Origin of the sequence: Agathobacter sp. LCP21S3_B2, assembly GCF_052118705.1 — a bacterium.
In the GTDB taxonomy this organism is placed as follows: domain Bacteria; phylum Bacillota; class Clostridia; order Lachnospirales; family Lachnospiraceae; genus Roseburia.
Genome location: NZ_JBQKGQ010000014.1, coordinates 24,025 through 41,182 on the forward strand (window position 1 = coordinate 24,025; position 17,158 = coordinate 41,182).

18 protein-coding genes and 1 riboswitch are annotated in these 17,158 nt (G+C 40.4%); of the genes, 3 read left to right on the top strand and 15 right to left on the bottom strand.

Translation table 11 applies throughout. The features are described from left to right. Positions 1 to 145 precede the first annotated feature (145 nt). Positions 146 to 260: riboswitch (FMN riboswitch) on the bottom strand. Positions 261 to 484: 224 nt separating this feature from the next. The 3 genes from ACTQ1L_RS10745 to ACTQ1L_RS10755 all read right to left on the bottom strand — a co-directional run bounded on the left by ACTQ1L_RS10745 (position 485) and on the right by ACTQ1L_RS10755 (position 3,932). Continuing rightward, positions 485 to 2,536, bottom strand: a complete 2,052-nt coding sequence (locus ACTQ1L_RS10745) for a YARHG domain-containing protein (protein WP_441367085.1) — start codon at positions 2,534 to 2,536, stop codon at positions 485 to 487. 198 nt (positions 2,537 to 2,734) lie between these two features. After that, positions 2,735 to 3,514, bottom strand: a complete 780-nt coding sequence (locus ACTQ1L_RS10750; protein ID WP_441367087.1) for a DnaJ domain-containing protein — start codon at positions 3,512 to 3,514, stop codon at positions 2,735 to 2,737. Between the two features lie 232 nt (positions 3,515 to 3,746). Next, positions 3,747 to 3,932 carry a hypothetical protein gene (locus ACTQ1L_RS10755; protein ID WP_441367089.1) on the bottom strand — a complete coding sequence of 62 codons (186 nt, stop codon included), beginning with the start codon at positions 3,930 to 3,932 and terminating at the stop codon, positions 3,747 to 3,749. Positions 3,933 to 4,213: 281 nt separating this feature from the next. On the opposite strand from ACTQ1L_RS10755, the gene ACTQ1L_RS10760 reads away from it, so the two are divergent. From ACTQ1L_RS10760 to ACTQ1L_RS10770, 3 genes are all read left to right on the top strand, one after another. Beyond that, the gene (locus tag ACTQ1L_RS10760; protein WP_151198603.1) at positions 4,214 to 4,546 is read left to right on the top strand and encodes a helix-turn-helix transcriptional regulator; all 333 of its coding nucleotides are present in this window, start codon (positions 4,214 to 4,216) and stop codon (positions 4,544 to 4,546) included. 444 nt (positions 4,547 to 4,990) lie between these two features. After that, complete coding sequence (locus tag ACTQ1L_RS10765; RefSeq protein WP_441367091.1) at positions 4,991 to 5,416, top strand: RNA polymerase sigma factor; 426 nt, start codon at positions 4,991 to 4,993, stop codon at positions 5,414 to 5,416. After that, positions 5,409 to 6,416 (top strand): zf-HC2 domain-containing protein, encoded by a 1,008-nt coding sequence (locus tag ACTQ1L_RS10770; protein ID WP_441367093.1) that lies wholly within the window; start codon positions 5,409 to 5,411, stop codon positions 6,414 to 6,416. Before ACTQ1L_RS10765 ends, ACTQ1L_RS10770 begins: the two co-directional genes overlap by 8 nt. Positions 6,417 to 6,532: 116 nt before the next feature. Here the strand turns inward: ACTQ1L_RS10770 and ACTQ1L_RS10775 are convergent, their stop codons facing one another. The 12 genes from ACTQ1L_RS10775 to acpP all read right to left on the bottom strand — a co-directional run bounded on the left by ACTQ1L_RS10775 (position 6,533) and on the right by acpP (position 16,825). After that, a complete protein-coding gene (locus ACTQ1L_RS10775; RefSeq protein WP_441367095.1) occupies positions 6,533 to 6,844 on the bottom strand; it encodes a type II toxin-antitoxin system RelE/ParE family toxin in 312 nt (103 codons plus the stop codon). Positions 6,845 to 6,847: 3 nt separating this feature from the next. Continuing rightward, positions 6,848 to 7,096 carry a type II toxin-antitoxin system prevent-host-death family antitoxin gene (locus ACTQ1L_RS10780; RefSeq protein ID WP_441367097.1) on the bottom strand — a complete coding sequence of 83 codons (249 nt, stop codon included), beginning with the start codon at positions 7,094 to 7,096 and terminating at the stop codon, positions 6,848 to 6,850. Between the two features lie 122 nt (positions 7,097 to 7,218). Beyond that, on the bottom strand, positions 7,219 to 8,577 hold the full coding sequence (gene gdhA / locus ACTQ1L_RS10785) for an NADP-specific glutamate dehydrogenase (protein WP_317353428.1): 1,359 nt from the start codon (positions 8,575 to 8,577) through the stop codon (positions 7,219 to 7,221). A 109-nt stretch (positions 8,578 to 8,686) separates the two neighbouring features. After that, on the bottom strand, positions 8,687 to 9,181 hold the full coding sequence (locus tag ACTQ1L_RS10790; protein WP_117714753.1) for a MarR family winged helix-turn-helix transcriptional regulator: 495 nt from the start codon (positions 9,179 to 9,181) through the stop codon (positions 8,687 to 8,689). A gap of 12 nt (positions 9,182 to 9,193) precedes the next feature. Further along, entirely contained in the window at positions 9,194 to 10,162 is a 969-nt protein-coding gene (locus tag ACTQ1L_RS10795) for a beta-ketoacyl-ACP synthase III (protein ID WP_441367100.1), read from the bottom strand. Positions 10,163 to 10,180: 18 nt separating this feature from the next. Continuing rightward, complete coding sequence (locus ACTQ1L_RS10800) at positions 10,181 to 11,986, bottom strand: acetyl-CoA carboxylase carboxyltransferase subunit alpha (RefSeq protein WP_441367102.1); 1,806 nt, start codon at positions 11,984 to 11,986, stop codon at positions 10,181 to 10,183. 14 nt (positions 11,987 to 12,000) lie between these two features. Then, a complete protein-coding gene (gene fabZ / locus ACTQ1L_RS10805; RefSeq protein WP_055274257.1) occupies positions 12,001 to 12,429 on the bottom strand; it encodes a 3-hydroxyacyl-ACP dehydratase FabZ in 429 nt (142 codons plus the stop codon). A 272-nt stretch (positions 12,430 to 12,701) separates the two neighbouring features. Next, positions 12,702 to 13,934: a beta-ketoacyl-ACP synthase II gene (gene fabF, locus ACTQ1L_RS10810; RefSeq protein WP_015515907.1), complete on the bottom strand. Its 1,233-nt coding sequence runs from the start codon at positions 13,932 to 13,934 to the stop codon at positions 12,702 to 12,704. Next, on the bottom strand, positions 13,931 to 14,671 hold the full coding sequence (gene fabG / locus ACTQ1L_RS10815) for a 3-oxoacyl-[acyl-carrier-protein] reductase (protein WP_441367104.1): 741 nt from the start codon (positions 14,669 to 14,671) through the stop codon (positions 13,931 to 13,933). The genes fabF and fabG overlap by 4 nt, the downstream gene beginning before the upstream one ends. Further along, on the bottom strand, positions 14,658 to 15,584 hold the full coding sequence (gene fabD / locus ACTQ1L_RS10820; protein ID WP_441367105.1) for an ACP S-malonyltransferase: 927 nt from the start codon (positions 15,582 to 15,584) through the stop codon (positions 14,658 to 14,660). Before fabD ends, fabG begins: the two co-directional genes overlap by 14 nt. 93 nt (positions 15,585 to 15,677) lie before the next feature. Continuing rightward, positions 15,678 to 16,586: an enoyl-[acyl-carrier-protein] reductase FabK gene (fabK, locus tag ACTQ1L_RS10825; RefSeq protein ID WP_012743901.1), complete on the bottom strand. Its 909-nt coding sequence runs from the start codon at positions 16,584 to 16,586 to the stop codon at positions 15,678 to 15,680. 5 nt (positions 16,587 to 16,591) lie between these two features. Next, a complete protein-coding gene (gene acpP, locus ACTQ1L_RS10830) occupies positions 16,592 to 16,825 on the bottom strand; it encodes an acyl carrier protein (protein ID WP_012743902.1) in 234 nt (77 codons plus the stop codon). Positions 16,826 to 17,158 lie beyond the last annotated feature (333 nt).

Consider the following 17,158-nt stretch of genomic DNA (forward strand, 5'->3'; position numbering starts at 1 on the left):
GTGTCAAAAGGTATTTTGAGATAAAAAAATCTGGAATGTATCAAAACACTCCAGAGTAGATATCTGTTATAACTATGATATGTGCTGTATCTATATCTGAAACTGAATCTAAAACCCAGCTATCTATACTCTGCATATATCATATTCACATCTTCTTTCATCCAGACTTTACTGTCGGCCTCGGAATCTCACCGAATCGTGCCTTGCGGCTCGTGGGCTATACCACCGGTAGGGAATTGCACCCTGCCCTGAAGAATAATTATTTAATTAGCTTACGCTAACCATAGTAAACCTTTGCGGTTTGGATGTCAAGATTATTTTTTATATTCATAGGCTTTTTAAAAGATATCCTTTGTTGTTGAGATATTGATCTGTAGAGCTTACTCTAACATATCAAAATACTCTTTCCATTTTCTCACCTCAAATAATATAAAGAGCTTACAAAGATTTCTCTCTGTAAGCGCTTTCGTTCTTTATATATATTCTATTCTTCTCTATATCCCGCTAAAAGTTGTAAATTTTGCTTTTCTACAGAGCTCAATACAGATTCATCAAATTCATCTGGTTCTATTATACCATTATACCATGAACAAGCCTCAAAATAATTTTGTAACTTTTTATCATTAAATTTTCTGCCATGTCGAGCATATATTTCATTTATAGCTAATTCATAAAAATCATTTTGTCCTGCATAGTCTGCAACTGTAGCTTCATCAAGAAGATTTACTGCATCATTTGGGAATATTTCATCCGAAGTTTTCAAATCGTCACTACTATCTACAGATACATATGTTCCTGCAAATGACAATTCGTTATTTTCATCGCCAAACTCTGTAATAGAATATCCGTACGATTCCTGACGCAGGTCTAATCCATAATAAGTCTCTGTATTAAAATAATTTCCTACATCATTGTTGTTCCCTATCCAATTAACATGGATATTTTCTAGTCTTCTATATGATTGACTGTCATTTTTACCAATATACAATGAAATATTAGCCCCCTGATAATCGCTTTTACTAATCTCTAAAGTGCAAAGGGGGCCTGTTTGTCGTCTAAAGATTTGAACATCAAAACTATTTTCTTCGTCTGCACTACTCGATTCCCCAGAATTGTATGTATACTGTTGATTATTAATAGATATTGCGGGTCTTGGAACACTGTATGGATTATCTTCATTCAGATTGGGATAATAATACAAACTTGTCCCATTATCACAGTTATATTTAATACAAGTCGAAGTTCCAACAATATACTCACAATCTGAGTCTTTAAATGAACAATTTTTTATATTGTTAATATAAACGTCACACTTACCATCACTATCGCTTTTAACATCTATTTCAGCATCTCCTGTAAAACTTGAATATTTATTATACCAAGATTTATTAAACACTATGTCTTCTTTACCATCATCGCTTGTTAATACAACTATTTTATCAGCAAATTCAGAATACTTATAAGGCACATCTGTATATATTTTCTTCGAGTAATCCAAGAGTTCGTCAATATCTGTGTCAACTTCATTTTTTAAATAGGCATTATAATCCCCTACTATACCAAGCTTAAAACGATCTGAAAATTGGCATGCATAAACATTTCCATAGCTATTTCCCATCAATGCAACATATTTATTTTTATAAAATTCACTAACAGGAACATCTTCTGCCCATGCCACAACTCTATAGCTCGGTTCTAATGCCCTTAAATCTATGTAATATACATTAACTGTTTTATCATCCTTTTTATTAACCTGAATAAATGAGTTTGAACTATCTCCACAATAGTAATTTCCTATTATATCATCTACTCCAACATCACTTGTATCATATAGTTCATTTGGGTTATATTCATCAGATACTTTCTTTAAAACTATTTTTTCATTATTCGGTGTTGTAAGTGTTAACTTATCTTTTTTTATTTTATATTTGTATACTAAATTCTCCGATATTGATATGGTTTTGTCTGCTACATCAATGATTCCATACTCTTCAAGCCACGTACTATCTGGAAAAATTACTGAACAGTCAGAAAAAGTACAACCACCAAATGCATCTGCCAATTTTGCATTGAGATTAAAAATATCTGTATCCGCTACATCAATTCCAAAGATTTGTCCATTATCGGCTACATATGTTCCAGGCAGGTAATCTTCTGTAACAGTATCACTTAATTTTGTTTCTAATTCTTTTTCCTTAGATTCTGTCTCATTGCTTTGATTACTGTTACTCTTATCCTCATTTTCTGTAGGTAATAACATACACCAAGCAAAGAAAAGCACTATCACTGTTATGATGATTTTAACAAATGTTTTCCACCTTTTTTTATATTTCCACATTAGATACAATCCTATTGGAAAAATAAATATCAACATTAACCATATAAACCACGTTCTTTGATATAATTTTTCTTTCCGGTTACTAGAATTATTATTCTCATTATTTTTCATATAATCTATGTTGTTATTATATTTTGTTCCACAATTAGGACAAAAAATACCTTCTTTAAAATCTGTTCCACATTTTTCACATTTCATATAACAAACCTTCTTTCTTTACTTATTAAATTTGCAACTGAAGAAATATAATTGAATTGTTTGACATATATCTATCATCTAAGTTATTTACTCATAAGCTTTATACATTTCAATGCCCAATACTATATGCACGTGCCTTATAACTCATTTTTTCAAATTTCATGTCATGTTTTACATATAGTTCTTCCACAATATACTTTATATCTCTACATCATCTTCAGTTAAAGCCTTTATAATAGAATATAGTAAGGATACAATCATTACTATCAAAACTAACAAAAAGCCCTTTGTGATCCAATTATCTATTTTTAAATATCCAAATAATATCTCAGCTAATAATAATTCAAAACACCCTTCTATACTATCTGCTTCTTTTTGAAAATACGTAATTAAATTTGGAATTTTAACTATATTTTTCATTTTTTTAGTCAACGTCTTTCCTATAAAGCTACCTAAAGAAGTTGCTATAATTAAACCTGTAATTACTAATACCCATGTACTAAACTCGAAATATTGAAATGCTATAAATGCTATAAATGCTGCAAAACTTACTGCTAACAGATTTTCCGGGGATTCCTCTGAGTCTTCATAATTATTTTGCGTTTGCTCTTCTCTTTCAGTGTATGATTCATAATTTGATTTTGGTTCTTCATCATATTTGTTTTCATTATGTTTTAATTTTTCATCATATATCTTTCTTTTTTTCGAATTAGATAACGTATCATACGCAGAATTTACCTCTTCTATAGTTCTCCCCATAGGATCTTTTTCGTTTCCATTATCTGGATGTAATTTTTTTACAAGCGCTTTATAAGCCGCTTTTATAACTTCTGGTGAAGCATCTTGCGTAATCTCTAAAATTTCATAAAAATTCATATTTATTCTCTTAGCAGAATTCTCTTCATTAATTTTGTATCCACAGTAAACGCAAAATCTTACACCATCTTCAATTTTTTTGCCACATTTAGGACATAACATTTAATTTTCTCCTATCGTAATTTAATTTTTATAACTTTTTATCCATATTTTCATAAATTCTAAATATGATAATACTTATCTCTTATTTTTATTATCATATTCACTCCGAATATAGATAAAATATGGATGCACCAATGTATCATTTAGCGTAAGTTCTTTGCACTCTATTAGGTCCAACACTATTCAACCTAACCGATACCATACTTTGATTTTGCATATTAATTTTCCCCTTTTATCTTTCCGAAAAAGTTTTTATCAATGCCACAGGAATCAATATCCAACCTAGTATTGCTCCTATTACACATCGTTTCACAAAAATATCACCAACATTTCCTATTAATATTGAATTTGCATATATTGTTTTTCCAGTAGCCCAATATCCTAAAATTATGTATAAAAACACAAATACCATTGACATATTGTCACCATCCTATTCTTTTGTAATTTTATTTTTTAGGTTTTGACCTCTTAATTTTTCCGTTGTTGTCTATATATAATGACGCTCCACAACATTGACAATTTACTAAACTATTCTGAGTTACACTTCTCGTTGCTCCACAATGTGGACATTTTACAATATACGATGACATTATTCTTACCTCCTTAGTTCTCTTATAGATATATTATAAATCTCTATGAGCTAATTTTCAATTACTTTTAATACTTATATGCTAATCAAAAAGGAGCTAAGAGAGATTTATGCAACCTGGTTTACTTGGAGACACAATTCGTCAGGCTAGAATAGATAACAAACTCACACAGGAACAGCTTGCCGAACTTGTTCAAATTACCCCAACTCATTTAAAGCACATTGAAAGCGAGCACCGAAAGCCATCAATTGAAGTTCTTTTTGCGCTAGCTGAAACTCTTCATTTTTCATTGGATGCATTATTTATTACTGATGGTTCAAAAGAACACAGCCGACGCAAAAATGAATTGCAACTTCTTATCAACACTTGTAGCGATAATGAGCTTGATGTTTTGATTGCCGCTTTAAGAGAGTTATCAACTCAAAAACGAACAAATTCGTAAAAAAATAACTGCCGTATCAATTTGATACGGCAGCACTCATTATTTTACTAACATTCCCTCTTCATCAGCAATCTTTCTAATGACTTCCATTGGCAACCCTGAGTAGACGGAAATTTGCTTTTCCGACAACACTCCATCTTTTAGCATCCTAATAGTTGAATTTTTCTTCTGTAACATAATCTGTTATCATATCTTCCATCGCTTTTCATATAGCTTTTATTCCCTCATAGTCTTTCTTATAATAGCTTGTAATAGCTGTAAATATGATATAAATGCTTATTTCCAGCTGCCTTATAACTACCTTTTATGATATAATCTAAAAATCTTAAAATTTTTTGTAACAAAACAATCCTTTCTACGTCTAACCTATGAACAAAGGAGGTGACAGTTCTGGATTATGAGAAATTGTACAATTCCTATTACTTGCAAGTATACTCATATGTAATGACAATTGTAAAAAATCGACATCAGGCTGAGGAAATTACCCAGAATACTTTTTATAAGGCCATGACCGCAAAAAAGGCATATGCAGGCAAATCAAGTGAGCTTACCTGGCTTTGCAGCATAGCAAGAAATCTGGCAATGGACGAATGCCGAAAAAACACAAAATTTACAGAGCTTGACGAAGAGCAGCTCGAACAACCCGATAATATGGTAAAAAGCCTAGAAAATAAAGATACAGCTCTTCAGATTCATCTTATACTGCACGAGCTTGATGAGCCCTACAAGGAGGTCTTTCAGCTTAGAATATTTGGTGAATTGCCATTCTCCCAAATAGGCATGATATTTGGAAAAACAGAGAACTGGGCACGGGTAACTTACCATAGAGCCAGACTGAAAATCAAAGAAAGGATGAATAGAAATGAATAATCCAATTACACAATCAACCGATGAAACCTGCAATATAGTTCAGGATTTACTCCCACTATACTATGACGATGTATGCAGTCCCTCAAGCAAAAGGCTTGTTGAAAAACACCTTAAGGCTTGTGAAAAATGTCAAAATACATACAACGAGCTAAAAAACGATTCTATTGATTCAATGATAAAAAAAGAGGCTGACAGTGTATTAAAGCAGCATGAGAAAAAGGAAAAATCTGCTGCCTACAAGATCGGAGTCATAATAGCCGGACTACTGCTTATCCCAATACTCATCACATTCATAGTGTGTCTGTCAAATGGCGGTGGTTTAGATACCTTTGCAGTGGTAACAGCATCTATGCTTCTTGTGGCTGCAATGACAGTTGTTCCACTTATGGCACAGCAGAAAAAACTTACCAAATGCATAATCTGCGGTGTTTTTGCTCTGCTTTTGATATTCTTTTTTGTCGACAGAATGTATAGTTCAAATGAATTTATGCTTTGGTCTGTTCCAACTATATTTGGATTATCAATTGTTCTTTTTCCGTTTGTCATCAGAGGAATTGAACTTCCACCTGTTTTATCAGACAAAAAAGCTCTTATCACTATGCTGTGGGATACCTTATGGCTTTTCCTCACAATCATTGAGGTGTGTGGTCATACAAACGATGTTGCCGGAATGAAGGCCGGCTGTATTATAGCATTTGTCTTTGTACTTGCGGCCTGGCTCATATTCTTTGATGCACGATATTTAAACGCAAACGGATTTATAAAATCCGCAATTATAGTTTTGATAGCTTCGGTTTGGACAGCTTTTGCCGATGACATATGCGAATTTTTAATTTTTGGCACCAGACAAATCACTATAAAGTCCGTGAATTTTTCTGACTGGACTTCCAATATCTGCGTGAATGCCAATGTTTACGCTATTGTGCTTGTGTCCGGCGTTATTATCGCCTCTATACTTTTTGTAGCAGGCGGTATTAAAGCATTTGCTAATAAAAAATAAATTAGTTTTCTCTTTGAAATATTATTACAAACCCCTCCCACAGATAGAAGTCTGTGGGAGGGGTTTTGAGGTCGGTTGTATATCACGTGTATAGAGTGATTGTCGGACGATTTCAATCAACACCAATTTGAAAGAAATATCTTCGTAATATCCTGATATCGATTTACCACTCGGTAAATCTCCACATATTCTTTCCCAATCTTATACAGCACAACATAATTCCCACAAATCACATACTTATAATCCGTCCGGAAGCTGACCCTCTTAGCAAGATCAGCTCCCATATCCGGAAATTGCTGTATAGTCTCAAATCTGGCATATATTTCCTGAATTGTTTTTACTGCCATTTCTTCATTGTCTTCGGCAATAAACTCTTTAATTTTCTTTAAGTCCTCTGCCACAATAGGGTTAATCCGTAATTTCATCATAAGCTATACCCCTACAGATTTCTTAAGTTCATCCATGCTCATCCAGGCACTTTCATCCTTAACTGCTTCTTCTGCTTCCTGTAGCTTCATCAACAGCTTTTTCTCCGCCTTTTCACGCTCATAGTCCTCAATATCCATAACCACAAACCTGCCTCTTCCATTTTTGGTCAAAAACACGGGTTCTCCAACCTGGCAATTTTTCAGTACTTCATTATAATTTCTTAAATCTGATACAGGTAATATATTCGACATAAAATCAAATCCTTTCTTAGGTATAATTTCTTTATTTACATATATATTATACAAAAATAAGCTGTAAAATTCAACGAAGAATTTTACAGCTTATTTATCTTTATTATTTTAAGAATTCACAATTAGCAAACACCCTGTGCAAGCATAGCGTCAACTACTTTCTCAAAGCCTGCGATATTTGCACCTGCAACATAGTCAGTCTTTCCACCAACTGTTGCATCGTATCTCTTAGCAGCGTCGCTGATGTTAGCGTAGATTGTCTCCATGATGCCCTTGAGCTTTCCGTCAACCTCTTCGAATGTCCATGAAAGTCTCTCAGAGTTCTGGCTCATCTCAAGTGCTGATGTAGCAACACCACCTGCATTGGCAGCTTTACCACCTACGAAGAGTACTCCGTTCTCCTGAAGGTATTTTGTAGCCTCAAGAGTTGTAGGCATGTTAGCACCCTCTGTAACAGATGTAACACCGTTTGCTACGAGCATCTTTGCATCGTCAAGATCTAACTCGTTCTGTGTAGCACATGGAAGAGCAAGGTCTACCTTGTACTGCCATACGCCGTGCTCACCATTCTCTTTTGCATGGTACTCAGCGCTTGACTTAGCTGCAGCGTACTCTGTAAGACGTGCACGCTTAACCTCTTTAACCTCTTTAAGGAGTGCAACATCGATTCCTTCCGGATCATAAATCCAGCCTGTAGAATCAGAACATGTAACAACCTTGACACCAAGCTGCTGTGCCTTCTCGATAGCGTAGATAGCAACGTTTCCTGAACCTGAAACTGCTGCTGTCTTTCCGTTTAAGTCAAGTCCGTTGTCCTTCCATAATGCGTTTGTAAGGTATAACAGACCATATCCTGTAGCCTGTGTACGGGCAAGTGATCCACCATATGTAAGTCCCTTACCTGTGAGAACTCCCTCGAATGATCCGCGGATTCTCTTGTACTGACCGAACATGAAGCCGATCTCTCTTGCGCCTGTTCCGATATCTCCGGCAGGAACATCAATATCTGCTCCGATATATTTAGAAAGCTCTGTCATGAAGCTCTGGCAGAATGCCATAATCTCTCTGTCTGATTTGCCCTTAGGATCAAAATCAGAACCACCTTTACCACCACCGATTGGAAGTGTTGTAAGAGAGTTCTTGAAGATCTGCTCAAATCCTAAGAATTTGATGATTCCAAGGTTTACTGAAGGGTGAAGTCTGAGACCTCCCTTGTAAGGTCCGATTGCGTTATTGAACTGTACACGGAAACCTCTGTTTACCTGTACCTGACCATTGTCATCTACCCATGGTACTCTGAACATGATCTGACGATCCGGCTCTGTGATTCTCTCGAGGATAGCGTTCTTTCTGTAAAGCTCCTCATTTGCCTCGATTACAGGTCTTAAAGAATCAAGTACCTCTGTTACTGCCTGTAAGAATTCAGGCTGATCAGCGTTTTTCTTCTGTACTACTGCGAGTACTTCATCAACATAGCTCATTTTTATATCTCCTTTACAAAATTATTTTTCACATCAACAAGTTTATTTTATATAAATCTATTGCTATTATCAAGTAATTTTTGAAGGTTTTATATAAAAAAAATTCATTTTATTTATTATCTTCATTTATATTATCCCAGTTTTGGTACTGATTCTCCTCATCATCGGAATATACCACCTTGAAATAATCCGAGAGTTTTGCAAGTGAAGTTATAAGAACTTTCATTTCGTCATCCGAAAGACCGTCCTTTATATGCTCTATCATATGACGGTGAAACTGCTCATGATGATAGTATGCACTCTTTCCCTTGTCGGTGAGTGAGAGCTTTACCACACGCTTATCCTCCTCACTGCGGATACGGTTCACGTATCCCTTGCGGGTGAGACCATCTATTGCCTTTGTCAGTGTGCCCAGAGTGATAGACATAAGCTTGGCTACAGTGCCGGAGCGCTTCGGCTCATCGACTCCTATTGCCTCTATTATATGCATATCGTTGATAGAAATATCAGAAAATTCGTCTGTTATCAGACATCTGCCCTCTATCTCTGTCAAATCCTTGAACAGACACACCAATAATTCATTTAAAGTTTCATCTGCCGTCATAAATACCTCTTTCTATTGCCACTCTATGGCGCAGGCTCCCCATGTAAGTCCTGCTCCAAAGCCTGATAAAATTATTTTTTTCTCATGCTTTATCATACCATCTTTGCGGACTTTATCAAGCAAAATCGGCACACTTGCCGCAGAAATATTTCCACACTGCTGTAAATTGGTCGGAAATTTGTCCATAGGCTGCTTAAGCCTCTTGGCAACCGACTCAATAATACGGATATTGGCCTGATGCAGCACATAGACATCCACATCATCTGCGCTCCAGCCGATTTCATCAAGCAGCTCATTTATAGCCTTTGGCACTGTCTTTACCGCAAACTTGTATACAGCAGGACCGTCCATGGTGACATATCCACCGAGTGCAGACTGCTTTCCATTGTCGGTAAACGGATTGACTACAGGACGGTTGTCTCCGTCAAGCGCCTCACCGCCTTTTCCGTCAGAACCCTGTACAAAGCCCTTGAAGGCATCGCCCTCGTCTGTCACAACCGCTGCTCCCGCTCCGTCTCCGAAGAGTACACATGTGCTTCTGTCATTCCAGTCCATTATTTTTGAAAGAACCTCTGCTCCCACTACAACTGCCTTGTGAAACCTGCCGGTCTTAAAATACGCATCTGCTGTGGCAAGCCCGAATAAAAAGCCTGAGCATGCGGCATTTATGTCAAATGCCACTGCACTGCCAGCACCTATATCAGCCTGAATCTGACATGCGAGCGATGGAACGATTTTGTCTGTGGATACGCTTGCCGCTATTATCAGGTCTATCTCACTTCCGACAATTCCCGCATCCTGCAGCGCACTTTTTACTGCATCACAGGCAAGTGAGGTGGTTGTCTCAGTAGTTGCAATGTGTCTGTTTCTTATTCCTGTACGCGAGCTGATCCACTCGTCAGATGTATCCATTATGGCTGCCAGGTCATCGTTTGAGACCACTCTCTGTGGCAGGCAGCTTCCTGTTCCAACTATCTTCATAGAATTTCCTTTCCGGGACTAGAACTTGCGGAAACGCTTGTATCTTTCCTCCAAGAGCTGGTCCTTTGTCAATTTGCTTTCTTTTTCCAAGAATTTCTTCATGTTGCCCTTCATGTAGTTTCCGATTGATGAAAGAGCATCCTCGTCGGCTCCGCCAAACTCAGGTATTATATCATCCACGACATCAAGCTCCTTTAAGTCGTGTGCTGTAATCTTCATTACCTCTGCGGCTTCCTTTGCACGCTTTCCGTCCTTCCAGAGGATAGATGCAAAGCCCTCAGGCGAGAGGATTGAGTATGTGGCATTTTCCATCATCCACACTTCATTTCCTACAGAAAGAGCTAAAGCTCCGCCGCTTCCGCCTTCTCCTATCATGAGACAAAGGATTGGCACCTTGATGCCGCTCATCTCATAAAGGTTTCTTGCGATTGCCTCACCCTGTCCGTTTTCCTCTGCTTCCATTCCAGGATAAGCTCCTGATGTATTGACAAAGGTTATGATCGGACGGTTGAATTTCTCTGCCTGCTTCATGAGGCGCAGTGCCTTGCGGTAGCCCTCAGGTGATGGCATACCATAGTTTCTCTTTGCGCAGTCCTCAAGGTCTTTTCCCTTGTGAACACCGATAACTGTGACCGGCTGGCCGTCTAAATATGCGATTCCACCTACGATAGCCGGGTCATCGCGGAAATATCTGTCTCCGTGCAGCTCCATAAACTCATCAAAAATATAGTCCATATAGTCAACCGATGCAAGTCTCTTAATCTGTCTTGCGGCGCTGACCTTATCCCATACCTTAAATGGCTTGGCCTTTGCCTCGCGCTCCTTCATAAGCTCTGTCGGCTCGTAATTGTCGTCTGAGTGAAGCGGGTCAAAATTGGCATAGCCAGTGGTAGGTCTGTGAGCACGTAAAATCTTGTAAAGAGTCTTCTTTAAATCCTCACGCTCAACTATCATATCCACAAAGCCGTGCTCAAGCTGAAACTCTGCCCTCTGGAAGCCCTCAGGCAGCTTCTGTCCGATGGTCTGCTCGATAACACGAGGACCTGCAAAGCCGATAAGTGCCTTTGGCTCTGCAAGAATGATGTCTCCAAGCATTGCAAAGCTGGCTGTCACACCACCTGTTGTAGGATCTGTGAGTACCGGCACATATAAAAGTCCTGCCTCTGAATGACGCTTTGCTGCGGCTGAGGTCTTAGCCATCTGCATCAGTGAAATGATACCCTCCTGCATTCTGGCACCGCCTGAACAGCAGAATAATATAACCGGAAGTCTTTCCTCTGTGGCACGCTCAAATGCGCTTGTGATTTTCTCACCAACCACATGGCCCATGCTTCCCATCATAAATCTTGAATCAATTACACCAAGCACTGTATCCTCACCGTAAATCTTTGTCTTACCGATGACAATGCCCTCAGAAAGTCCTGTTTTCTCCTGAGTCTTTGCAATTTTCTCCTCATACTCCGGGAAATTGAGAGGATTTCCTGTTGTAAGCTCTGTAAACCATGGCTCAAATGCTTCCTTGTCGGAAACCATTCTGATTCTGTTTTTAGCACGCACACGGAAATAATAATTACACTCATAGCAGACGTATTTGTGCTGTTTTACAACTGATTTGAGCACAGTCTTGCCACACTTTGGACAAACTATTGTCTCAGGGACATCCTCTTTTGTTTCCTGTGCTGCACCGGCATTTTTGCCATCTGCGGCTGCTTTTCCATCTGCGACCGTTTTGCCTTCTGCGGCTGTTTTTGTGCTCTCAGCGTTCTTTGCTAAAGTCTCTTCAGCCTCTATATTTTTATCTTTCTTCTTGAATAACTTCATCATGTCTCCTTATGCAATTAACCTATTGCAAATGTAAGCTCCGCCATACAGGCAACCTTGCCGTTTACCCTGGCAACAGCCTTGCCCACACCGATAGGACCCTTAACCTTTATAATCTCAGTGGTCAGCTCCAGCGTATCTCCCGGAACCACCTTCTGCTTGAACTTGGCATTATTGATGCCTGCAAAATATGCAGTCTTGCCCTTCCACTCATCCTGACAAAGAATGGCAACTGCACCTGTCTGCGCCAAAGCCTCAATAATAAGCACTCCCGGCATCACCGGATTTCCCGGAAAATGTCCCATAAAATGTGGCTCATTCATAGTCACATTCTTCTTAGCCACACACTTTACGCCCGGCTGTAGCTCCTCAACCGTATCAATGAGAAGAAACGGACTGCGGTGCGGCAGAATATCCATAATCTGCTGCGTATTCAAAACTGACATATTGCATATATCCTTTCTTAACTTACTCTAAACTTTTATTATAAACTGTGCACATGCTTCGCGCTCCGCAAAGTGGAGCCGGGAAGCACACAGTGTGTTCTGAATGAAAAATATGAACTGTCACGGCGTTCCATCCGCTCCAATAGCATGAAGCGCTAGCACCATATCACAGCCTGTCCGTGCAAAATGCCGTGACTGACTTCATATTTTTCACGAGGAATATACTGTGTGCTCCACCAGACCTCACAGCCTGAATGCGCGAAGCCCCTAAATTATTTATACGCCTTGAGCAGAATACTTGCATTATGTCCACCAAATCCCAGTGAATTGCTCAGTGCATACTCAACAGGCTCCTCATAGCTGTCCTTGCAGTAATTGAGGTCAATCTCCTCATCAGGAGTCTCATAGCCAACAGTCTTATGTATAAATCCATCCTGGATTTCCTTCACACATGTTATAAACTCAACAGCTCCCGCTGCTCCGAGCAGATGTCCTATCATAGACTTTGTTGAATTGATTTTAAGATTTGCAGCCTCATCACCGAACGCAAGCTTGATTGCTCTTGTCTCAAAGAGATCATTGTGATGAGTGCCTGTTCCGTGAGCATTGATGTATTTTACATCTGCCGGTGTGACACCTGCATCGCTCATGGCATTGGTCATGGCTCTTGCTGCGCCTGCGCCATCCTCCTGCGGAGATGTGATATGGTATGCATCCGATGAGCAGCCATATCCGACTACCTCTGCATAAATCTTTGCACCTCTTGCCTTTGCATGTTCAAGCTCTTCAAGGATAACTACTCCTGCGCCCTCACCCATTACAAAGCCGCTTCTGTTCTTGTCAAACGGAAGTGAGCACTTTGCCGGATCATCTACTGTAGAAAGCGCTGTAAGTGCTGTAAATCCTGCGATTCCGATAGGACATACACTGCCCTCTGTACCACCGGCTACCATCACGTCAGCCTCACCGTACTGGATGCTTCTGTATGCCTCACCGATTGTGTTTGTTCCTGTAGCACAGGCTGTTACATCATTGATACTCTTTCCCTTGAGACCGAACTGGATAGAAACATTTCCTGCTGCCATGTTACAGATCATAAGCGGAACAAGCAGAGGATTGACTCTGTTTGGTCCCTTTTCATAAAGCTTTTGTGTCTCGCGCTCCATAGCCTGAAGACTTCCGATACCTGAACCGATGGCACATCCAACCATGTATGGATCTTCCTTTTCGATATCAAGTCCGCTGTCATCAATTGCCTGCTTTGCTGCAGCCACAGCGTACTGTGAGAATGGTTCCATTCTCTTTGCAGCCTTTCTGTCCATAAAATCCTGTGGGTTAAAGTCCTTAAGCTCTGCTGCAATGTGACATTTATAATCTGTTGTGTCAAATTTTGTGATATGGTCAAAGCCGATTTTTCCGGCCTTTACCGATGTCCAGAAATCGTCCACATTATTTCCGATTGGTGTTACTGCTCCAAGTCCTGTTACAACTACTCTTCTACTCATATTGCCATTCCTCCGTCAACAGACAGCACCTGGCCTGTGATGTAGCCTGCTGCATCTGATGCTAAAAATAATACTGCGTTTGCGATATCCTTTGTGTTTCCCGGTCTGCCAAGCGGAATCTGTGATAAAAGATTCTCCTTTGCCGCATCGGCAAGCACATCTGTCATCTCTGTCTCTACAAAGCCCGGTGCCACTGCGTTTGCTGTGATTCCCCGGCTGGCAAGCTCTCTGGATACAGCCTTTGTGAGTCCTATAACTCCTGCCTTGCTGGCGCTGTAGTTGGCCTGTCCTGCATTTCCGAGTATGCCGGAAACTGATGAAATATTGATAATCCTTCCTGATTTCTGCTTCAAGAAATAGCGTGACATATGACGGATTGTGTTGAACGCACCCTTAAGGTTTGTGTCGAGCACTGCGTCATAGTCTGCCTCGCTCATCTTCATGATGAGACCGTCTCTTGTGATTCCTGCGTTGTTTACGAGGATATCTATGTGCTTGTACTCCTTGATGAGCGCTGTTATCATATTCTGGCACTCGTCAAAATCAGATACATTGCACTGATAAGAAACTGCATCACCGCCTGCTGCCTTTATCTCTGCAACAACGGCATCTGCCTTTTCCTTTGAACCATTATAATTTACTATTACAAAGGCGTGTGCTGCGGCAAGTGTAAGAGCTATCTGTCTTCCAATTCCGCGGCTTGCGCCTGTAACCAGGGCATTTTTACCTGTTAACATACTTTTCAAAATCCTCCAGTTTATCTATGTTTACGACTTTTACGTCTCTATTTATCTTTCTCATAAATCCGCTGAGTGAGCGTCCCGGTCCGATTTCCACGAACTCATCTGCACCGTCTGCGATAAGACGCTCGATGGTCTGCTGCCAGCGCACTGACGATGAAACCTGCTTTGTCAGATAATCCTTGACATCTGCCGGTGACTTCACATAGTCTGCTGTGACGTTTGTGATATATGGCACCTTGATATCGTGGATTTCTACACTCTCAAGTACATCTGCGAGCTTTTCTCCTGCGCCCTTAAGCATTGCTGAGTGGAAAGGTCCGCTGACCTTGAGTGGTACGCATCTCTTGGCGCCAGCCTCGCTGCATGCTGCTGCGGCGGCATCTACTGCTGCCTTTTCTCCTGTGATAACAATCTGTCCCGGGCAGTTATAGTTGGCTACCGATACCACTGAATTTGTCTCATCTGCTGTCTTTGTGCAGATATCCTCAATGACCTGCGGATCAAGTCCTAAAACCGCTGTCATGGCTCCACCTGTAGGAACTGCCTCCTGCATGTAGATTCCTCTTTTTCTGACAACTGCAAATGCATCTGCCATAGTCATGGCTCCTGATGCGATGAGAGCACCATATTCCCCAAGGCTTAAGCCCGCTGTGACATCAGGTGTGACACCTTTGTCAATGATTGCCTGATATATAGCTGCCTCAACTGCAAGCATACATATCTGTGTGTACTCTGTAATATTCAGCTTGTCATTTTCCTCAAAGCAAAGTGCCGGAATATCCAAGCCTGTCTGTTCACTGGCAAGGTCGATTACAGCCTTTGCATTTGGCATTGTATCGTAAAACTCCTTACCCATTCCTATATACTGTGAGCCCTGTCCGGGAAACATAAATACTCTCTTACCCATTTTCGGTTTCTCCTTATTTCTGACAGGATACCGTAAGCCGCTCTTTTCAGGCGGCCCGGTATCCTTAAATTTGCATGTAAAAGTGAATACTGTCTATTTGTTCAGTCCCACTACATCCTCAATGATTTCTTTGCAGGTTTCCTCTTTCTTTACGAGGCCTGCGCTCTGACCTGCCATGACGCTGCCATATACGGTATCTCCGTCTACAACGGCTTTTCTGAGTGCGCCAAGTGTCATTTTTTCGAGCTCTTCAAATGGAGCTCCTTCCTTTTCCAGCTTGAGATATTGTCTGGTCATCTTGTTTCTGAGTACTCTGATTGGATGGCCTGTGCTCATTCCTGTAACCTCGGAATCTATATCCTTGGCCTTAATGACCTTCTGCTTATAGTTTTCATGTACTATCGATTCTTTTGCGGTGACAAAGCGTGTGCCCATCTGGACTGCCTCTGCACCGAGTGCAAATGCTGCATTGAAGCCTCTGTTGTCTGCAATTCCGCCTGCTGCGATAACAGGAATGCTCACTGCATCAACAACCTGTGGCACAAGTGTCATGGTAGTCTGTGCTCCGATATGTCCGCCCGACTCCATTCCCTCTGCGATTACTGCACTTGCCCCTCCTCTCTCCATGAGCTTTGCGAGTGCTACGCTTGCAACTACAGGGATTACGATGACGCCTGCTTCTTTCCACATGTCCATATACTTTGCAGGATTTCCTGCGCCGGTGGTGACTACCTTTACCTTTTCCTCGGCGATGATTTTTGCTATCTCATCAGCCTCCGGATTCATAAGCATGAGGTTGACTCCGAACGGCTTATCGGTCTCCTTCTTTGCAGCGACTATCTGCTCCTTTACCCATGAAGCCGGGGCTCCGCCTGCTCCGATGATGCCAAGTCCGCCTGCATTGGACACAGCGCTGGCAAGCTCATGGGTTGCTACCCATGCCATGCCACCCTGAATGACCGGATATTTGATTCCAAGAAGCTTTGTTATTCTTGTCTCCATGTCTTTTAAGCCTCTACACCTTTGTTCTTAAGATACTCAATGATGTCGTTTACTGTTGCGATTTTCTCTAAATCCTCTGAAGGGATTTCTACTCCGTACTCCTCCTCGAGTGCCATTACAAGCTCGAAAAGATCTAATGAATCTGCCTCAAGATCCTCCTTGAAGTTTGACTCTAATTTGATATCATCCTCGTCAATTCCTAACTGATCTGCTACGATTTCCTTGATTTTCTCCAACATATTTCTGTTCTCCTTTTTCTGTGTTTATTTTCGGTATTGTGTGCTGGTACGTTTGCACTAGTTTGTTTATCAAATATTTTCCTAATCAAATCATTTGATAGTGAAAGTATATCACATTTTAAATAGTTGTCAAGTCAAAGTATTTTTATTTTTCATTTTTATGGTACGGGACTTGTGGGGGTGGGTGAGGGACAGTGGCACAGCTTACAATGGTTTACGCTGCGCTGCTAAGATACTGTACGAATTATGCTTATAGTTTCTTGTAGCTGGACGAAACCGGCTTTTATGCACCGTCCATGGCGCATAACGCCTTGCCCCACCGTCCATGGTGGG

Bases quoted from the DNA above. Each gene is read 5' to 3' on its own strand.
- ACTQ1L_RS10745 (WP_441367085.1), bottom strand. From the start codon at position 2,536: ATGAAATGTGAAAAATGTGGAACAGATTTTAAAGAAGGTATTTTTTGT.
- ACTQ1L_RS10750 (WP_441367087.1), bottom strand. From the start codon at position 3,514: ATGTTATGTCCTAAATGTGGCAAAAAAATTGAAGATGGTGTAAGATTT.
- ACTQ1L_RS10755 (WP_441367089.1), bottom strand. From the start codon at position 3,932: ATGTCAATGGTATTTGTGTTTTTATACATAATTTTAGGATATTGGGCT.
- ACTQ1L_RS10760 (WP_151198603.1), top strand. From the start codon at position 4,214: ATGCAACCTGGTTTACTTGGAGACACAATTCGTCAGGCTAGAATAGAT.
- ACTQ1L_RS10765 (WP_441367091.1), top strand. From the start codon at position 4,991: ATGACAATTGTAAAAAATCGACATCAGGCTGAGGAAATTACCCAGAAT.
- ACTQ1L_RS10770 (WP_441367093.1), top strand. From the start codon at position 5,409: ATGAATAATCCAATTACACAATCAACCGATGAAACCTGCAATATAGTT.
- ACTQ1L_RS10775 (WP_441367095.1), bottom strand. From the start codon at position 6,844: ATGATGAAATTACGGATTAACCCTATTGTGGCAGAGGACTTAAAGAAA.
- ACTQ1L_RS10780 (WP_441367097.1), bottom strand. From the start codon at position 7,096: ATGTCGAATATATTACCTGTATCAGATTTAAGAAATTATAATGAAGTA.
- gdhA (WP_317353428.1), bottom strand. From the start codon at position 8,577: ATGAGCTATGTTGATGAAGTACTCGCAGTAGTACAGAAGAAAAACGCT.
- ACTQ1L_RS10790 (WP_117714753.1), bottom strand. From the start codon at position 9,181: ATGACGGCAGATGAAACTTTAAATGAATTATTGGTGTGTCTGTTCAAG.
- ACTQ1L_RS10795 (WP_441367100.1), bottom strand. From the start codon at position 10,162: ATGAAGATAGTTGGAACAGGAAGCTGCCTGCCACAGAGAGTGGTCTCA.
- ACTQ1L_RS10800 (WP_441367102.1), bottom strand. From the start codon at position 11,986: ATGATGAAGTTATTCAAGAAGAAAGATAAAAATATAGAGGCTGAAGAG.
- fabZ (WP_055274257.1), bottom strand. From the start codon at position 12,429: ATGTCAGTTTTGAATACGCAGCAGATTATGGATATTCTGCCGCACCGC.
- fabF (WP_015515907.1), bottom strand. From the start codon at position 13,934: ATGAGTAGAAGAGTAGTTGTAACAGGACTTGGAGCAGTAACACCAATC.
- fabG (WP_441367104.1), bottom strand. From the start codon at position 14,671: ATGTTAACAGGTAAAAATGCCCTGGTTACAGGCGCAAGCCGCGGAATT.
- fabD (WP_441367105.1), bottom strand. From the start codon at position 15,584: ATGGGTAAGAGAGTATTTATGTTTCCCGGACAGGGCTCACAGTATATA.
- fabK (WP_012743901.1), bottom strand. From the start codon at position 16,586: ATGGAGACAAGAATAACAAAGCTTCTTGGAATCAAATATCCGGTCATT.
- acpP (WP_012743902.1), bottom strand. From the start codon at position 16,825: ATGTTGGAGAAAATCAAGGAAATCGTAGCAGATCAGTTAGGAATTGAC.